Source organism: Asticcacaulis sp. DW145 (genome assembly GCF_037101385.1).
Lineage (GTDB): Bacteria > Pseudomonadota > Alphaproteobacteria > Caulobacterales > Caulobacteraceae > Asticcacaulis > Asticcacaulis currens.
Genome location: NZ_AP029026.1, coordinates 106068 through 123357, shown reverse-complemented (window position 1 = coordinate 123357; position 17290 = coordinate 106068). Strand labels below are relative to the sequence as shown.

Sequence of the window (17290 nt, the reverse complement as noted above, 5' to 3'; positions counted from 1 at the left end):
GGTTTCGAAACGCTTAATTTCAACACACGGTTACGCGACCTCTGCGCGCAGAGAGGACACACGCCGTCTGTGCCTTGTCTGTGCGCCGTCCTATTTCGCCGGGTTGTGTTTCGCCAGAAAGTCGATCAGGGCCTGAGCGGCACTGAGACGGCTCGCCTGTGTTTGCAATTCGTGACCATTGTCGGGCAATTCGACAAAGGCGACCGGTTTACCGGCGCGTTGCAAGGCATCGCGCAGGGCGCGCGATTGGCCTGATGGGACCACGGGGTCATTGGGGCTGGCAATGAGCAAAACGGGTTTGCTGATGCCAGCGGCCCCAATGACCGGAGGGGGTGTCTGGCCAAACTGCGTCTCGATCAGGGCCGGTGACAGGGCGTCGGCGACGAAGGCTCGCGGGGCCGCGGGATCGGCCTTCAGCGACGCTATGGCATCGGCCGGAGCATTGCTGCGGGCGGTCTTAAGGTAGTCCGCCGGGTCGATAATGCCATTAATAGACGCCGCACAGCGATAAGGGGTCTGCCCTTGTGCGCCTTTGAGCGCCGCATAACCGCCATAGCCTTCGCCGGCGATGCAGACGCGTTTCGGGTCAATAAGGCCCTGCGCCGCCAGATAGGTGACGCCGTCCGCCAGATCACTCAGGCTCTTGCCTGCCCACTGCCCTTTTCCGGCCTCCCGCAGGGCCGCGCCATAGCCATCCGAACCGCGGTAATTGGGTTGCAAGACGACATAACCGCGCGAGGCCAGAACCTGTGCGAGCCAGTCATAGCCGCGTCCCACATGCGCCCGAGGCCCATCATGCGGCAGAACGACCAGCGCGCGCTTTTTGACCTCGCCCTGACGCGGCAGGGTCACAAGGGCCGAAATAGTCAGGCCGTCGGCAGCCGCATAACGCACAGTGCGTTGCGACGCCACCCACTCCGGCGGCACGTCCGGATAGTGGGAGCCGATATCAACGCGCTTGCCTTTGATGAAGTCATAATAGGCCCACGACCCCGGATCATCACCCCCCTGAGCAAACAGGATCATTTTGGCCGGGTCATTGGCCATCGCCGCGACGCGCACGGCCTGACCCGGTGCCGTATCAACCGCATGGCTGTAATAATCGGCAAGGTCAGCGTCGAAGAAGGTGTAGGTGGTAACTTCGCCGTCATGGGCAAAGCCCGCCAGCGCCCCCGTCTGCGGATGGAAGACCGGACGGTCGCGCGTGGCGTCCTCATTAAGCGGCTCCGACACCTTGCCGTCGAGCGACAGTTCGACATAGTGGAAGCGCTTGCCTTCGGAGCCAGGCGCTGCATCCAGCAGCAGCAGGGACTGACCGTCGCGCCCGCGGCCTACCAGGAAGGGGGCGAAGGTGTGGGCCTTGGCGTCGATCTTGCGCGTTAGAAGCGGCTTCCACTTACCGTCCTGGAGCGTCTCAATAGCGAAAGTTTCGCTGATATAGGTATATTGCGCACGCACCTGCGGCTGCCCCTTATCATCGGTCAGCCAGTCATCGACATAGCTGCCCTCCCGGTCAAGATCACCGCCCTTGTCGTCGATGATCCGCCCGCGTCCGGTCTGCGGATCGACCTTCCACAGATAGACGCGCTGCGCCACCTGCCCGGCGATCGACTTGTCTCGCAGTTCGAGAAACGGGCCCACCAGAGTGAGCTTGCCGTCCATCATCACGGGCTTGGGCAGGCCGAGCGGCATCTGGTCGTAGTCGCCGCCCATGCGCGCGCCAAGGCTGATGGATTGCCTGGTGCGCAGATCGACAATCGCGGCCGCCTCATGAGCGCGCACCCCGTAACTCTTGCACGGCGGCGGCGAGAGGGCGGTCGAGATCATCATGGCGATCATCCAGTCCAGTTTGGCCCCCGGATTTTCCTTGGCACCGCTGCCGAAGCCGCCGTCTGTCAGGGCCGAGCGATAATCATCGACCGATTGCGCCGCCTTGAACGCCTTATCCAGCCCCGACGGACAGGTGCTGCGCGACGCGGTCCGTGTGTCCGACAGCACGATAAAATCGTTATCGAGAAAGGTCAGGGCCGAGAGCGGGTCCTCGCTGAGGCGGATGACCTGATTGCTGCCGTCATCGACATTATATACCGTGAGAAGCCGCAACCCTGCCTTGCGCGTAATGAAGGCAAAGCGGCTGCCGTCCGGCGACAGGGCGATCTGCTCGACACGCGGCGGCACAATGAAGTCGCTGATCGGCGGCGGCGCGACCTCCTCGTTCAGGTGCGGCCGGGCAGCCGCCTTGACGATCACCTGAGTGGTTTCGGACGTGTTGGTCTGAGCCCAAACTGGCGTGGCGGCCAGACAGAGACTCAAGGTCGTGCCTATTGTCAGGCCCGAAAGGCGTCTGCGCATTTAATCCCCCTGTTATCTAGTTTGTCGCTAATCTCTCACAGGTTGAGACAATTGACAAGCTCGTCAAAAAGGAGGCCTGCGCGGCGGTCAGGCTGGCGCCTGCCAACCCTCAATCCCAGTATAAAGACTGTCGCGCAGGTGGCGGATGTCAGCATTCAGTTCGCCCAGCGCCTTAGGGCTTTGCCCGGATGCTTCCAGCAGGGCCTGTGCCAGACACCCGGCCCGGCTCTGCATGGCGCGACCGGCGGGCGTTAAGGTGAGCAGCACCTGACGCTCGCTTTGGGGATTGCGCGCACGGGTGACCAGCCCCCCCGCCTCCAGACGTTTCAACATTGGCGTGAGCGTGCTCGATTCCAGCGCCAGGGTCTCAGCCACCGCGCCGACACTTTGTCCGTCCTGGCGCCACAACACATTGAGCACCAGGTATTGTGGATAGGTCAGACCCAACTCGTCCAGTAACGGCTTATAGATGCGCTGAATGGCGATCCCCGCCGAATAGATGGCGTAGCACAGCTGCGCTTCCAGAGGCGGCGGCGCCTCGTTGTAGGTGTCTGGCATGTTTGGCTCCTTTTTCTCTCTGTAACTGAAAATATCGCAAAAAACAATATCGCGATAATTTTTCACTTGACGGAGAGGTGTCGACCCTCTAATTCATAACTTATCGCGATAACAATTATTCCAAAAACATATGGAGATGACGATGACAAACATGAACTCTGTGGCCCTCGCGGCCGCCTTCGCTCTGATGACGATTTCGCCGGCTTCGGCAAGAGATGCGATCCCGCAAACTCAAACCGTCCGAAATGTCGTGCTGGTGCACGGTGCCTTTGCCGACGGCAGCGGCTGGCGCGCCGTCTATGACCGGCTGACCCAGCGCGGCTATCGCGTGACCATCGTGCAAAACCCCCTGACCTCTCTGGCCGATGATGTGGCGGCCACAAAACGCGCTCTGGATCAACAGGACGGTCCGACCCTTCTCGTCGGCCACTCGTGGGGCGGGACGGTCATCACAGAGGCGGGTGATGATCCTAAAGTCGCGGGGCTGGTGTACGTCTCAGCCCTCGCACCCGACGCAGGTGAAACGACCGCTCAGCAATATGAGGGCTTCGCACCCGCTACGGCGTTTGTCCTCGATACACGAACTGATGGCTTTGCCTATGTTGCGCGTGACAAATTCAAGTCCGGGTTCGCCCACGATGTCAACGACGCCGAGGCCGCCTTTATGGCTGACTCTCAGGTGCCTATCAACCTGTCGGCTTTTGGCACCAAACTGACCCACGCCGCGTGGCGGACCCGCCCGAGTTGGGCTGTTATTGCCACCGAGGATAAGGCATTTGATCAGGCCATGCTGATGCACATGGCGCACCGCATAAACGCCAAAATCACCAAGGTGTCGGCTAGCCATGCCCTTTTCCTGTCACAGGCGCAGGTCGTGGCCAACACAATCGACACGGCGGCGCAAACCCTGTCCAAAGGGAAATGACCCGCCCGCCCGGTCTAGCTTCCGGAGCGGCAGCCCCTCTGGCGCTGTCGCTTCCGGTTGCTTTTTGGCCGCTAGGCAGGCATCGGATGAATCGCGACCACCCTTGCCCTTCGCACCAAAGAGATTCACCCATGCGGCACCCTCAACGACTGACGCTGCGCAGCCCTGCCCTTTGGGGCCTTTTGATTGGCTTGTCTCTGATAGCCCCGTTGGCGTCTCCGGCACCCGCCGCGGCACAGCTCTTTCAACCCGGTGGCCTGGCCGCACCACTTAAAGCGCGAGTGGGTCCACCGCATCCGGACACAATCGCTGCCTATACGCAGGCCGGGGCTAGCCGGACACAGGGACATGAGTTGACCGAACACGAATGGGCTCTGGTCGAACAGGCTATCCAGAGCCTGCCGCCTCTTCATCAACGCATCCTTGAAAGCCACCTCGCGCGCCTCAGCTTCATCGAGGCCCCGTCGAGCTCGGGCACGGCGCTTACCCGAATGTACGATGGACCGGACGGCCAGCCGCGCTTCGACATAACCCTGCGCGCCGATGTACTCGATCAGTCCCTGTCAACGTTTCTGACCCGTAAGGAACAGTCGCTGTTCAGCGATAACGGCTCCGGTCTGAGCGTGCAGGTGAGCGCCGGAGACGCCCGGGCCCTGCCCTACCTGTTGCTTCATGAAGCCAGCCACGTGGTGGACCGGACCCTTGGCCTGATGCAATCCGGGGATGGCATCTCCGACATTTGGAAAGACTATCGAACGCTGACAGAGCCCTACGCCGGCAGCCTTCTGGCGCAATCGGTTTATCGTCGCGCCCCTCAGCTCCCTGCTGCCAAGGGCCCGGCGCTTTATCAGGCTCTCTCCCGCTCTCCTTTCGTGAGCCTCTATGCCACGGCTTCGGCGGGTGAAGATTTCGCAGAGCTTGTCACCTGGGAAACGCTGTCACGCCGAGACAGGACGCCTCTGGCCTTTGAGGTGTGTGACCGCGACGGTCAGGTGATAGCGCGGGTCGAGCCCCTTAAGCAGCCCGGGGTACAGGCCCGGCTTCAAGCCGTTGCGGCCCAGTTGGCCGGGTACTGAAGCCGCAGTTCAACGAAGTTCTGAAAGGTTCACGGATATGGCGATCCGCCTTCCTCCCCTGCCCTCATGGTCGGCTGCTGGCATCGCGACTTTTGTCGGCTTCGGTGGAACGATCCCACTGGTCATACAGGCTCTTACGAACGTCGGTGCCACCGTCGAGCAAGCTGGCTCTGGCGTCACGGTCCTGTGTCTGGGCATTGCGCTTGCGGGAGCGGCTCTTTCGTTTCGCTATCGCATACCTGTTGTTCTGGCCTGGTCTACGCCAGGAGCCGCGCTGTTAGCCGCCAGCACAACGCATCTCTCGTGGGCGGCGGCGACAGCCGTCTTCGCCGCTGCCGGCATCATGATGATAGTCGTCGGTGTAACGCCCTTATTCGGTCGACTGATCGCGCGCCTGCCTGCCGCGGTGGCCTCGGCCATGCTGGCCGGAGTTCTGCTACCGTTTTGCCTGAACCTGTTCCGTTTGAGTGCGACCCATCCCGTGCTGATTGGCGGTTTACTCGTCGTCTTTCTGGCAGCCCGCCGAAAGGTCCCGCTCTACTCGCTTATTCTGGTCCTGGGCACCGCCATCGCCTGGACCGGCCTGCGCGGCGAACTTCACGCGCCGCCACCCGGTGCGATCTTCGGCACGCTTTTGCCTGAAATGCCCCGAGCCGACATCTCAACCCTGATCAGCTTAAGTCTGCCTCTGTTCCTTGTAACGCTCGTGTCGCAAAACCTGCCTGGTCTGGTCGTCCTGCGCTCAGCCGGCTATGAACCCCCTGCAGGGCCACTGATTGCCGCCACGGGCCTCGCAACGCTGCTGGCCGCGCCGTTCGGTGCGCACGGCGTCAACCTCGCGGCCATTACGGCCAGCCTCTGCACCAGTCAGGACGCTCATCCAGATGCCGGTCGCCGATGGCTCGTCGCCGTCATCTACGCAGGCCTCTATCTGACTCTCGCTCTGTTCGCGCCCGCGCTGGTGCGCATGTTCGTTTCGCTGCCGCCTGCCGTCATAGCCGCCGTTACGGGGCTGGCCCTGATTGCGCCGCTCATCAGCGCGCTTGAAACCAGCCTGAGCACACCGGATGAACGTGACGCCGCTATCGTCACCTTTCTTGCCACAGGCTCAGGCGTCGTCTTTCTGGGCCTTGGCAGTGCTTTCTGGGGATTGGTAGCCGGAGGTGTCGCCCTGACGATGAAGCGGCTCTTGCCGAGGCCTGCATCCTAAACGCTCAGGTGCTCTCTCTGGCGCGCAACTGAAACCCCAGATCTATCACCTTGCGCGGAACAGGTTCGCCTTCGATCAGAGCCAGCAGCATTCGCGCCGCTTCGACCCCGACCTCATAGCGCGGCGTCTTGATGGTCGTCAAAGACGGCACGGTACATTCGGAAATCGCCAGATCGTTGAACCCGGCAACGGCCAGCCGGTTGGGGACCGCGATGCCCTGCCGCAGACATTCGAACAGGGCCCCCTGCGCCAGGTCGTCGTTACAGAAGAAGATGGCGTCCGTGTCAGGGGCCTGTTCCAGCAGGCGTTTGAGGAGGACCGCCCCTAAGGCCACCGACGACTGATCCGGCACCAGCAGTTCGCGGTGAGACTCATAGAGCCCGGCCCGGATAATCGCGTCGCGATACCCCCGATTACGCGCCAAAGTCCGCGGATCGAGTTGCGAGGCGACAAAGGCGATGCGCTGACGCCCCCGCGACAGAAGATGCTCGGTCATGGCCTGAGCCGCCGCTTCCTGCGAAAAACCGACGCTGTAGGCCCCTTCGCGATCGGACAGCTCCATCATATGGACGATAGGAATCCCGGCCTGTTCCAGGAGCCTGCGCGTGGAATCACGGTGATTAAAACCGGTCAGCAACATACCGTCAGGCGCAAAGGCCAGATAGGCGCGCACCAGCGCTTCCTCCTCTTCGGCCGAATAGTGGTTGACCCCCATCAGCATCTGATAGCCGTGCTCGCGGAAGACCTTTTCGATGCCGGTGACGGTTTCGACAAACACAGAATTGCTGAGTGATGGGACCAGAACGGCAATATTCATCGAGCGGTTCGAGGCCAGCGCACTTGCGGCGCGATTGCGCACATAGCCGATATCGTCGGCCGCCTGCTGGATGCGGCGACGCAGATCTTCCGAGACTTTTTCCGGATGGCGAAAGGCGCGCGACACCGTAATCGTCGAGACACCCGTCATTCGGGCGACATCGTCAAGGGTCGCCCGACCCGTACTGGAGGCGCGTGAGGCCAATATTATCACCCTGTTTCGTTTTGCCAGCTCCAGGCGGCCACAGTCTCAGCCATATCACCGAATCGCGCAAAATGGCAATGACAGCGCTATCATTTTTTATTTTTCAATCCAATGGGGGACGAGCACGTCGCTCATAAAAATGCCCATCGCCCGGCTGCCACTTTCCATCGTCCGCAAGGTGATAAAATAAAATTGATTTTGTTATTACTGACTTTTTTATCACATGCCATCGATTGAAGTCAGACTATTTGGTCGGGCGCTTGACATGTGGTCCATATCCGATTTACCAATTGTCCGACCGATAGCTGCGTTATGAAATGTTAGCGCTGTCATTGGCAATAAAAATCTGACTGGGAAACAACGCCGAACGAACCGCATTGGACACGGGTCGTTTATCTATCCGCTTCAATGATACCGCTATCAGCCGCCTCAATGTGCTCGAAGAGCGCCCAAAGGCGGTCGATTTTGCACAAAACCACGTGCAAACGTATGCAATTTGCAATGATAGCGCTGACATTGACGCCTCATGTGAAGGGAAAGACACACATGCCTCTTTTCAAGCGCCATATCATCAGCTCGGTTTCGGCTATGGTTCTCGCGACCCTGGCCGCCGGTGCGTTTGCACAGGAAGCCGCACCGGCGAAAGATGCCGAACCCTCCGACGACAGCACCATCGTCGTTACGGCCTCGCGCATTGCTTCGCGCGGCTTTAAGGCGCCTACCCCCACCAGCACCATAGGCGCGCTGGAAATCGCCCAGAATGCGCAGCCCAACGTCTTCACGACCATCGCGCAACTGCCCTCGCTTCAGGGGTCAAGCGGCGTCGCCACCAACACCTTCAGCACCTCCAGCGGTCAGCAGGGTCTGAGCTCGTTCGCGCTACGCGGTCTGGGTGTCAGCCGCACCCTGACGCTTCTCGATGGTCAGCGCGTGGTTCCGGCCAATATCGGTACCGGCGCGGTGGACGTCAGCCTGCTGCCGCAACTGCTGATCAAGCGAGTGGATGTCGTCAATGGCGGGGCCTCGGCCTCATGGGGTTCAGATGCCGTCGGCGGCGTCGTCAACTTTGTCACCGATACCCGCTTCGAAGGCTTCAAGGCCAATATCGCTCTGGGTCAGACCACCTATGGCGACGACAAGCAGGGCGTTATTCAGGTTGCCTTCGGCAAGTCCTTCCTCAATGACCGCTTGCATACGGCGACCGCGCTGGAATATCACCGCGAACAGGGTATCGAAGCCGGTGATTTCGGTGAGAACGCCGCCAATGGACGCACCTGGTACCGCTCATCGACCCTGGTCAATACGGGCATTACCAATAATGGCCTGCCGCAATTCCGGAATGTCGATCACGCCCAGTCCTATACCTACTCCAAATATGGCCTGATCACCGCCGGCCCGCTTCAGGGCATTGCCTTCGACCAGAACGGCAACCCCACTAACTTCGTCTATGGGTCGAGCGGCGTGCCGCAAAAGGACGCGGCGGGCACGGTAGCGGGCTGCTATATCGGCTTCTGCGTCGGCGGGGACACCTCGGCGAATGTGGGGATCGGCGCGACGCTTCAGTCGGGCATCAACCGCCAGAACTTCTACAACCGCACCTCCTATGATCTCGACGACAATAACGAGATCTATTTCACCATCAATCTGGCCAAGGTCGGCACGCACAATCAGCCAAACCCCGGCACGACCCAGGCCGGTCTGACGATCCAGTGCGCCAACCCCTATGTGCCGCAGATCATTTCGCAGGCCTGCGCTACGAACAACATCACCAGCTTCAAGCTGGGGACGGTGACGCCCTTCCTGCCCAATATCCGCGTCAATACCGAGCGCACACAGGAGCGCTTCGTCGTGGGCGCAAACGGTAAGTTCAACCTGTTCAACACCGACTGGTCGTACAACACCTACTACCAGCACGGTAAGGAAACCTCGGACATCAAGGTCCGCAATCTGCTCCTGAAGGCGCGCTTCACCGCCGCCATCAACGCCGTCCTGCTCAACGGAGCTATTGTCTGCGCCGATCCGGTCGCCCGCGCCAATGGCTGTCAGCCGATCAATGTCATCGGCAACCAGAAGCCCAGCGCCTCGGCCCTCGCCTATCTGCAACCGGCTGTGGGCGCCTTCCAGCACACCATCCAGACGCAGGATGTGGCGAGCTTCAACGTCTCGGGCGAACCCTTCTCGTTGTGGGCCGGGCCGGTTTCGGTGGCCTTCGGCGCCGAATATCGTCGCGAAGCCTATAAGGCCGTCGCCGATCCTTATGGCAACGGATCATCGAGCCCCTATACGGCGGAATATCCGGCCGATCCGCTGCTCAGCACCGGCGGGGGCAACTTCTACGCCGGCAATTATCGCAACGGTCGCGGCAGCTATAACGTCAAGGAAGCCTTCCTCGAATTCAACATTCCGCTGATCAACTCGGAAGCCGCCGGGGTGGTCAATCTGAACACCGCCGGGCGCGCCACCGATTACAGCACCTCCGGACGCGTCAACGCCTGGAAGGTCGGCCTGACGTGGGATACCCCGTTCGACGGTATCCGCGTGCGTACCGTGCAGTCGCAGGACGTGCGGGCACCGAACCTGAACGACCTGTTCGGGCCGATTGTTTCGACCAACCTGCCGAACTTCACCAACCCCTTCACCAACTCGACCCTGACCGTGTCGCAAAATCAGGGCTCGAACCCCAATCTGAAGCCGGAAATCGCCAAGAACCTGTCGTTCGGCGTGGTTCTGGCCAATCCGAAGTGGCTGCCGGGCTTCAACGCCTCGATCGACTATTACAAGATCGAACTGACCGACGCGATTTCGGGCGGACCGAACGCGACCCAGCTGGTGCAATACTGCTTCGACGGATCCGTGCCTTCGGCGTGCAGCACCTTCAACCTGACCGGCGCCAACCCCTACGTTAATGTCGGCAGCATCAATGCGGCCTCGATCAAGACCAGCGGCGTCGATTACGAGTTCAGCTACCGCTATGCACGCCCCTTGGGCCTGCCCGGCGAACTGATCCTGAGAGCGCTGGCCACGAATGTGCGTGACTTCACGACCATTCCGGGCCTGCCGGGCACCATCCCGTCTCAGACCGCCGGCCAGAACTCCGGCGCGACTCCGGACTGGAAAGGTCAGTTCATCCAGACCTACACGACAGAGAAATACACCCTCACCCTGCAAGAGCGCTGGTTCAGCGATGGTGTGATCGGTAATCAGTATGTGGTCTGCCGCAGCGGTTGCCCGGTTTCGACCTCGAACAATCCGACGCTCGACAACAATACGATGAAGGGCGCGACCTATATTGACCTTGGCGGCACCTACAATATCCGCAAGGGTGTCGCGGCCTACTTCAAGGTCGATAACCTGTTCAATGTCGATCCGGAGCCGTCACCGCAGACCAATACCGGTCTCGATGTAAACCCGGCCCTCTATGATACGCTGGGCCGCTTCTACCGCATCGGTCTGCGCCTCAACTTCTAACCGACGATACCGAGGGGCACCGACCTGCAAGGGCTCAAGGTGTCCCTCAACGCTTCCAAGTCATCTCACTTCGCCCGCCGCTCGGCTCTCTAACCCGAGCGGTGCGGGCGGCATGCTTCCCGGACCACGTTTCTCCCGCCCCATCCGGGAAGCATGTTTCCTTTTCCTCGGCGCGCTTCGGCCCGACCCGCGAGGTAATTATGCCAACCCCACACGCTATCGTCGTTATGGGCATCAGCGGGTGCGGCAAGACCACACTCGGCAAAGGGATAGCTCAAGCGTTAGGCTACAAGTTCATCGAAGGCGATGACCTCCACCCCCAAGACAATGTCTCAAAGATGTCCGCAGGGATTGCCCTGACCGATGAGGATCGCTGGCCGTGGCTCGAACGTGTCGCCCAAGCGCTGGATCGCGCGTCGCCTGATAATGGATGCGTGGTCTCGTGTTCAGCCTTGCGTCACTCTTACCGTCAGATGCTGAGATCACGGTGCAGAACACCCATTGTATTTGTGTTTCCGGAGCTTTCACCTGACGTCGCCCGTGCCCGACTTCAGAGACGGCCGAACCATTATATGCCAGCCAGTCTGGTCGACAGTCAGTTCGCGACGTTGGAGCCTCCCGGCCCGGAAGAGAGCGTCCTCCGAATCGACGGCCTGAGGTCCACAGGCGCATGCCTGAGGTATGCGCTGGCAAACCTCTCCCCCCAAACCGCAGATCTCTTAATCCAAACCCCTCAAGCTACTTTATGAAGGTCTTATCCATGGCCCTAAAACGCCTGATAATGATGTGCGTGACGGTATATCTGGTCAGCGTGACCTGCGCAGAGTCCGCCGCCCTTCACGAGTCTGTTTACCGGGTCGCGCCTGAGGATCCCAAGGCTGTGACCGTCCGCGGGGCGGGTGACGGCAGGACCGATGACACCCTGGCCATTCAACAGGCCATAGATACCGCCGCAAACTCAGGTGCCGGGGGTATCGTGTGGTTGCCCAGCGGGCGCTATCGCATCACAAAGAGTTTGCTCATCCCTCCGGCTGTCAGACTGAACGGCGTCGGTGCCAGACGGCCCGTCCTGGTCTTAGGCGATCATACGCCGGGCTTCGACCACGGGGTGGCCACCATGGTCATCTTCACCGGAGCGGATCAATATCAAAGCGGACAGGTACCCGTACCTGTCCCGTCGGCACGTCCCGAGACAGCCATTGTACGAGATGCCAATTCCGGTACCTTTTATTCAGCCCTGTCCAATGTTGATTTCGAGATGGGCAAAGGGAACCCGGCTGCCGCTGGTGTTCGGATGCGGATCGCCCAGCATGCCTTTCTAAGCCATATCGACTTCCATCTCGACTCTGGGTTTGCGGGTATTTACCAGGCCGGCAATGTCGCCGAAGACCTTCATTTTTTTGGCGGCCGTTATGGTATCGTCACAGAGAAGACCTCGCCTGCCTGGCAGTTCACACTGATTGACGCCACCTTCGAGGGGCAGCGTGACGCGGCCATCCGCGAGCACGAAGTGGATCTCACTCTGATTAATGTCCAGATCAAAGACACGCCCGTCGGTATCGAAATTGACAGAGGGTACAGCGACAGCCTGTGGGGCAAAGACGTTCGATTTGAACGTGTTTCCCAGGCGGCCGTCATTATCAGCAATGAAAACAGCCCCTTCACCCAGATCGGCTTTGACAATGCCCTAGCCGCAAGGGTGCCCGTTTTTGTCCGGTTTCGCGAGTCAGGCGAGATTTTGAACGCGCCGGCGCCTGTTTATCGGGTGTCTGAGTTCAGCCACGGCCTCAAGATTGAGGCGCCTGGGCAAATGGGCCGTCTGGCCACTTCATTTACAGCAAAGCGACTGGACAAGATGCCTGCCTGGGGCGGCTCGGTGTTGCCCGCCTTGCCGCCCGTCGATCAGTGGACCAATGTCCGAGCGCACGGTGTCGTCGGAGATGGGATGGCCGATGACACGCAGGCGTTACAGCGTGCCATCGACGCCAACCGCGTAGTCTACCTGCCTTCCGGCCATTATCTCGTCAGCGACACGCTGCATCTGCGATCAGACAGCGTCCTGATTGGACTGCACCCCAGTGCAACCCAGATCACTTTGGCGGAGAAGACCCCAGCCTATCAGGGCGTTGGCAACGCGAAGGCCCTGGTCGAAAGCGCGCGTGGCGGGGAGGCTGTCATCAGTGGGGTGGGCCTCTTCACCGGGGGGGTCAACCCCCGGGCGACCGCTCTGATTTGGAGGGCCGGAGAGCGCTCGCTGGTCGAGGATGTCCGAATTCATGGTGGACACGGCACGCTTTTGCCCAGTGGCAAACGGGTCGATTTTTCCAACCCCTCTTTCCGGATGGATGGGCAGTACCCCGGTATCTGGGTGACAGATGGCGGAGGCGGCTACTTCGTCGGAAACTGGACGCCCAACACCATGTCGGACGCCGGCTTTTACGTCAGTAACACCAAAACCCCAGGCCATGTTTATGAGCTTTCCGCTGAGCACCATAACCGTCACGAGATCGTACTGGATGGCGTCGAAAACTGGGAGTTTCTGGCGCCACAAACCGAGCAGGAGGTCGTAGATGGCCTCGAGTCGATGTCCCTCGAGGTGCGGAACTCAAAAAACATCCTTTTCGCTAACTATCACGCGTATCGTGTAACCCGCAGCCTCAAGCCGGCGGCCACGGCGGTGAAACTCTTCAACGTTGATAATATCCGCTTCCGTAACATGTCGACCAATGCGGAAAGTGGCTATGCCGCCTGTGATACGGAAGGGTGCGGCACGTATCTGAGGGCCAGCAAGTTTCCCTTTGAAAACGCCATCACCGACGTGACGCACAAGCTTGAGGTCCGTGAGCGTCAATTTGCGGTCCTCGATGTTTCAGCCAACCCGCCGCAGCCTCCGGCGACGCCTCGCCCAAGAGGACTGGAGACCGCGATTGTCGAGAAGCGTGAAGACGGCTTTTATTCTATTAGCGGCGGCACCGTCGACGATAAGGGCAATCTCTACTTTGTCGATCACCACTTCCATCGCATCTATCGATGGTCCCAAACGCGCGGTCTCGAAGTCGTTGCAGATGCGCCTCTGGATCCGGTAAATTTGGCCGTTGACCGCTCCGGGCAGCTCATGGTCCTCTCGTCGGACGGCTCGGACACGTCCGTTTTCAGCTTCGATCCGTGGACACCCACTGCCCCGATTACCCGCATTGCGCCAAGGCCTGCCGCCGTGCACCCCGATGCCATCATCGCCTTCCCCGGCAATCTGTGGAACAACGGTGAGTTCAGAGATCAGCTGGATCCGGTTACCTACCAGTTTACCACGCTCGCTGAGATGTTCCGCCGTGACATGGGCGTGCCCAAAGCACTGGAATATGTATCGCCCGATGGAAGCCTTGTCCTTCCGGCGTTTCGTGTGCACAGGCAAGGCCCTCCAAATTTCCTCGGATGGAGATTTTCAGACACGTTAGACACTTATGGCTTTGTGACAGGCAGATTGGGTGAACGCATACGGGTCAGCAACGGGTCAGAGGGTCGCATTTATTCCGGGATCCTTGGTCAGGGAGGGACGCTCACTGACCTGAAACCCCTCACCGAGCGTGCCGGTGAAAGCGTCGCCGTAGATGCGCAGGGCCGGATGTTCGTCGCCAACGGGCAGATTTTTGTCTACGGCGCCAACGGCGACCCAATGGGCCGGATCGACACTCCCGAGAGGCCGCTGCAACTGTTGTTTGGCGGACCTGACCGGCAAACCCTATTCATCCTGACACACCACACCCTGTACAGCCTGAGCGTCAAGGGGTTCTGACTATGTCACTGACGCATGATACCCTTGCGATCGTCGTGGTTCTGGTCGCCGTCGCGTCCTTGATTGGCCTGATCGCTTGGCTCAAGGTTCAACCGCTTCTCGCCTTCGTGATAGCCTCCCTTCTGGCGGCCCTGATGCTGGGGATGCCCCTCGATAAGATCACGCATTCCATCGAGAGCGGCATAGGCAGTATGGTGGGTTCGCTTGCGGTTCTGCTGGCTTTGGGGGCCATATTCGGGAAAATCATCGCCGATAGTGGCGCGGCGAGGAAAATAGCCCGGGTCCTGATAACGGGGTTCGGTGACCGGCGGATCACCCTCGCCCTGTGCCTGACGGGTTTCATTGTCGGCATACCCCTCTTTTACAACGTGGGCTTTGTCCTTCTGGTGCCGCTGATCTTTTCTGTTGCCCGTCAGTCCGGAGGAGGTCTCGTTTATCTGGCCTTGCCGGTTATGGCGGGTCTATCCATAGCGCATGGCTTCCTGCCGCCGCACCCGTCTCCGGCGGCTATCGTGCCGATGTTTGGCGCCGATATGGGCCTGACGCTCATTTACGGTCTTATCGTCGGTGTACCGACCGCGCTGATTGCAGGTCCTGTGTTTGCGCTGAGCGCGCGGGGCATCCTCTCTAACCCGCCACATCTCTTTGTTATGGATGAGACCGCCGAAGACGCATTGCCGTCCACCTCCACCAGTTTTCTCACCGCGCTGTTACCGGTCATCCTTTTAACCGCGTCTACGGGGCTCGGCTATGTGCAGGGCCTGAGCCCAGAGACAAAATCCCTGATTGGTTTTCTCGGCAATCCCATGATCGTTATGCTAATCTCGGTAATGGTCGCACTGGTGACCCTTGGTATCGGTCAGCGCCAACAGCTGAGCGTACTGATGCAGGGCTCCTCCCTGGCCTTGCGCGAAATTGCGCCGATCCTGCTGATTATAGCTGGTGCTGGCGCCCTAAAGCAGATCTTTATCGACGGTGGCCTCAACGAACAGCTTGGCCTGCTGCTCAAAAATCTTCCCATTCCGCCCCTGGTGCTCGGTTGGCTGATCGCCGGCGTAATCCGCCTGTCGCTCGGTTCGGCGACCGTGGCGGGGCTAACCGCGGCAGGGCTCGTCGCGCCCTTGGTTAAGCTTTCCGGCGTCAATCCTAACCTGATGGTTCTGGTGATTGGGGCTGGCAGCCTGATGTTCAGTCACGTCAATGATTCCGGGTTCTGGATGTTCAAGGAGTATTTCGGTCTGTCCGTGAAAGATACGTTGAGAACATGGACCCTAATGGAGGGGCTTGTGGGCATTTTCGGCCTCATCTTTACGCTCTTGCTTAGCCTGTGCGTCTGAACTTCTGACATCGTAGCAGACACCGGGAAGGTGCTGGCCGACCTAAGCGGTCTCGCGCTGCAAATCACCTAGCGTCCATAAGGCGCCGGCGAGAGCAACGGAAATAGCCAGACAGCTCCAGTCAAAAGCTTTAAGAGGTGTGGCCGTCAAATTCGGTACCCAAACGAAAATCGCGAAAAGGAGGTACATAGGCATCTTGCCGAGTCAGGGATCGATAGCCAACTGAATGCGACGACCGCGCACCAAAGTAAGTCTAATGGCCAGGTGAGGCCAGAAGGGCCAGTCGTATGCGATGAGCGGGCTGGCCCGAAAATAACAAGCGGAAGCGCGGCCTATCATCTGCCCATTAAGACGCCTTGGCTTTATGTATGGGAATGAAAAATGGCAGAGCTGAATTGCCTGTCGATCTTCCCCTTCTATCGGAATTTACTCAGCCCTCACTCCATGATAATTATCCTTCCATAGGAGAATAATTATGCCAGCGCTGTCCCGAACCTTTACCCCTGCCCAGGCCGCTGCCGTTACAGGTGTGGATGTAAAAGCGGTTCACAACGCGATCGACAAGCACATCGTGGTTGCTCAATCCCGGCCCGGCATTGTGAAGTCGAAACGCATACTGTCTGATCTGGCGGTTCTGAAACTCAAACTCTGGAAAGAAGTCGGGGGCGCTTTAAGCCAGGAGCGAAGGCTTGCGCTCTTTGCAGAGATTGAACGCGAGCCAAAAGCGAAAACGGTCAAGGCCGGTGATTACCTCATCGTCGACGTCGCGGCGGCTCGCAAGGAAATCGAGAAAGCCGTGAAGGACCTGACAGAGGCGGAATCGGACGTCACGGCAGACCCGGCCGTGATGGGTGGTGAACCCGTCTTCAAAGACACGCGTATCCCTGTACGGCTTGTGGCCACCATGCTGCGCGACGGAGCGTCAGAGGCCGAACTCCTTGAGGGGTATCCGAAACTCAACGCGCGGCGGCTGGAACTGGCACGGGTCTGGGCGGCTGCGCATCCGGCCGTGGGGCGCCCCAAAAAGCTGCCAGAAAAAAGCGGCACCCTCCGGTCCAGCGTGTCGCTTGGAAAGCTGTCGGGCGTGGGCGCGTGAGGTTCCTGATCGACGAGTGCCTCCACACCTCACTGGTAGAGGTGGCGCAGCAGGCCGGCCATCATTGCGATCATGTGAACTGGCTCGGGCTCAGCGGCACGACGGACTGGGACCTCATGCCGCGGATTATCGACGGGGACTATACCTTCGTCACCAACAACGCGGCCGATTTCCGACGTCTGTACCGCCGAGAATCCCTCCACGCGGGTCTAATTATTATCATTCCGCAGGTCCCACCTGCACGGCAACGCGAGCTCCTGGCGGCTCTATTGACTTACCTTGGTCCTGACGGGCGGCTTGTAAACGAAGTTGTCGAGATTGTGATCGACGGCGATGAGGTGAGGCTCGAGGTTTACGACCTGCCTGACGATTGACTACCCTCATAAACCAGAGCCCGATGACCTCGTGGCTACTTGTCTCCCTGCTCACCATCATCATTAAAGGCCCATTGGTT

Annotated in this window: 12 protein-coding genes; 9 read left to right on the top strand and 3 right to left on the bottom strand. The window is 59.8% G+C overall.

The genetic code is table 11. The features are described 5' to 3' along the window. Positions 1-90 precede the first annotated feature (90 nt). Both AACH73_RS17645 and AACH73_RS17640 read right to left on the bottom strand, forming a co-directional pair. On the bottom strand, positions 91-2352 hold the full coding sequence (locus AACH73_RS17645) for a prolyl oligopeptidase family serine peptidase (RefSeq protein WP_338736549.1): 2262 nt from the start codon (positions 2350-2352) through the stop codon (positions 91-93). 87 nt (positions 2353-2439) lie between these two features. Beyond that, on the bottom strand, positions 2440-2910 hold the full coding sequence (locus tag AACH73_RS17640) for a MarR family transcriptional regulator (RefSeq protein WP_338736548.1): 471 nt from the start codon (positions 2908-2910) through the stop codon (positions 2440-2442). Between the two features lie 136 nt (positions 2911-3046). On the opposite strand from AACH73_RS17640, the gene AACH73_RS17635 reads away from it, so the two are divergent. From AACH73_RS17635 to AACH73_RS17625, 3 genes are all read left to right on the top strand, one after another. Then, positions 3047-3835 (top strand): alpha/beta hydrolase, encoded by a 789-nt coding sequence (locus tag AACH73_RS17635; protein WP_338736547.1) that lies wholly within the window; start codon positions 3047-3049, stop codon positions 3833-3835. 353 nt (positions 3836-4188) lie between these two features. Next, positions 4189-4911 (top strand): hypothetical protein, encoded by a 723-nt coding sequence (locus AACH73_RS17630; protein ID WP_338736546.1) that lies wholly within the window; start codon positions 4189-4191, stop codon positions 4909-4911. 37 nt (positions 4912-4948) lie between these two features. Beyond that, positions 4949-6121 carry a benzoate/H(+) symporter BenE family transporter gene (locus tag AACH73_RS17625; RefSeq protein WP_338736545.1) on the top strand — a complete coding sequence of 391 codons (1173 nt, stop codon included), beginning with the start codon at positions 4949-4951 and terminating at the stop codon, positions 6119-6121. 4 nt (positions 6122-6125) lie between these two features. Here AACH73_RS17625 and AACH73_RS17620 read toward each other — a convergent pair whose 3' ends face one another. Beyond that, positions 6126-7142, bottom strand: a complete 1017-nt coding sequence (locus AACH73_RS17620; protein ID WP_338736544.1) for a LacI family DNA-binding transcriptional regulator — start codon at positions 7140-7142, stop codon at positions 6126-6128. Between the two features lie 546 nt (positions 7143-7688). Between AACH73_RS17620 and AACH73_RS17615 the strand changes: the two genes are divergently transcribed. From AACH73_RS17615 to AACH73_RS17590, 6 genes are all read left to right on the top strand, one after another. Further along, positions 7689-10610, top strand: a complete 2922-nt coding sequence (locus AACH73_RS17615; protein WP_338736543.1) for a TonB-dependent receptor — start codon at positions 7689-7691, stop codon at positions 10608-10610. A 200-nt stretch (positions 10611-10810) separates the two neighbouring features. Next, on the top strand, positions 10811-11359 hold the full coding sequence (locus AACH73_RS17610; protein ID WP_338736542.1) for a gluconokinase: 549 nt from the start codon (positions 10811-10813) through the stop codon (positions 11357-11359). Positions 11360-11394: 35 nt separating this feature from the next. Then, a complete protein-coding gene (locus tag AACH73_RS17605) occupies positions 11395-14403 on the top strand; it encodes a glycosyl hydrolase family 28-related protein (protein WP_338736574.1) in 3009 nt (1002 codons plus the stop codon). A 2-nt stretch (positions 14404-14405) separates the two neighbouring features. Further along, positions 14406-15740, top strand: a complete 1335-nt coding sequence (locus AACH73_RS17600) for a gluconate:H+ symporter (protein ID WP_338736541.1) — start codon at positions 14406-14408, stop codon at positions 15738-15740. 475 nt (positions 15741-16215) lie between these two features. Further along, on the top strand, positions 16216-16836 hold the full coding sequence (locus AACH73_RS17595) for a DUF433 domain-containing protein (protein WP_338736540.1): 621 nt from the start codon (positions 16216-16218) through the stop codon (positions 16834-16836). Next, complete coding sequence (locus AACH73_RS17590; protein ID WP_338736539.1) at positions 16833-17210, top strand: DUF5615 family PIN-like protein; 378 nt, start codon at positions 16833-16835, stop codon at positions 17208-17210. The genes AACH73_RS17595 and AACH73_RS17590 overlap by 4 nt, the downstream gene beginning before the upstream one ends. The last annotated feature ends 80 nt before the right edge of the window (positions 17211-17290 follow it).

Bases quoted from the DNA above. Each gene is read 5' to 3' on its own strand.
- AACH73_RS17645 (WP_338736549.1), bottom strand. From the start codon at position 2,352: ATGCGCAGACGCCTTTCGGGCCTGACAATAGGCACGACCTTGAGTCTC.
- AACH73_RS17640 (WP_338736548.1), bottom strand. From the start codon at position 2,910: ATGCCAGACACCTACAACGAGGCGCCGCCGCCTCTGGAAGCGCAGCTG.
- AACH73_RS17635 (WP_338736547.1), top strand. From the start codon at position 3,047: ATGACGATGACAAACATGAACTCTGTGGCCCTCGCGGCCGCCTTCGCT.
- AACH73_RS17625 (WP_338736545.1), top strand. From the start codon at position 4,949: ATGGCGATCCGCCTTCCTCCCCTGCCCTCATGGTCGGCTGCTGGCATC.
- AACH73_RS17615 (WP_338736543.1), top strand. From the start codon at position 7,689: ATGCCTCTTTTCAAGCGCCATATCATCAGCTCGGTTTCGGCTATGGTT.
- AACH73_RS17610 (WP_338736542.1), top strand. From the start codon at position 10,811: ATGCCAACCCCACACGCTATCGTCGTTATGGGCATCAGCGGGTGCGGC.
- AACH73_RS17605 (WP_338736574.1), top strand. From the start codon at position 11,395: ATGTGCGTGACGGTATATCTGGTCAGCGTGACCTGCGCAGAGTCCGCC.
- AACH73_RS17600 (WP_338736541.1), top strand. From the start codon at position 14,406: ATGTCACTGACGCATGATACCCTTGCGATCGTCGTGGTTCTGGTCGCC.
- AACH73_RS17595 (WP_338736540.1), top strand. From the start codon at position 16,216: ATGCCAGCGCTGTCCCGAACCTTTACCCCTGCCCAGGCCGCTGCCGTT.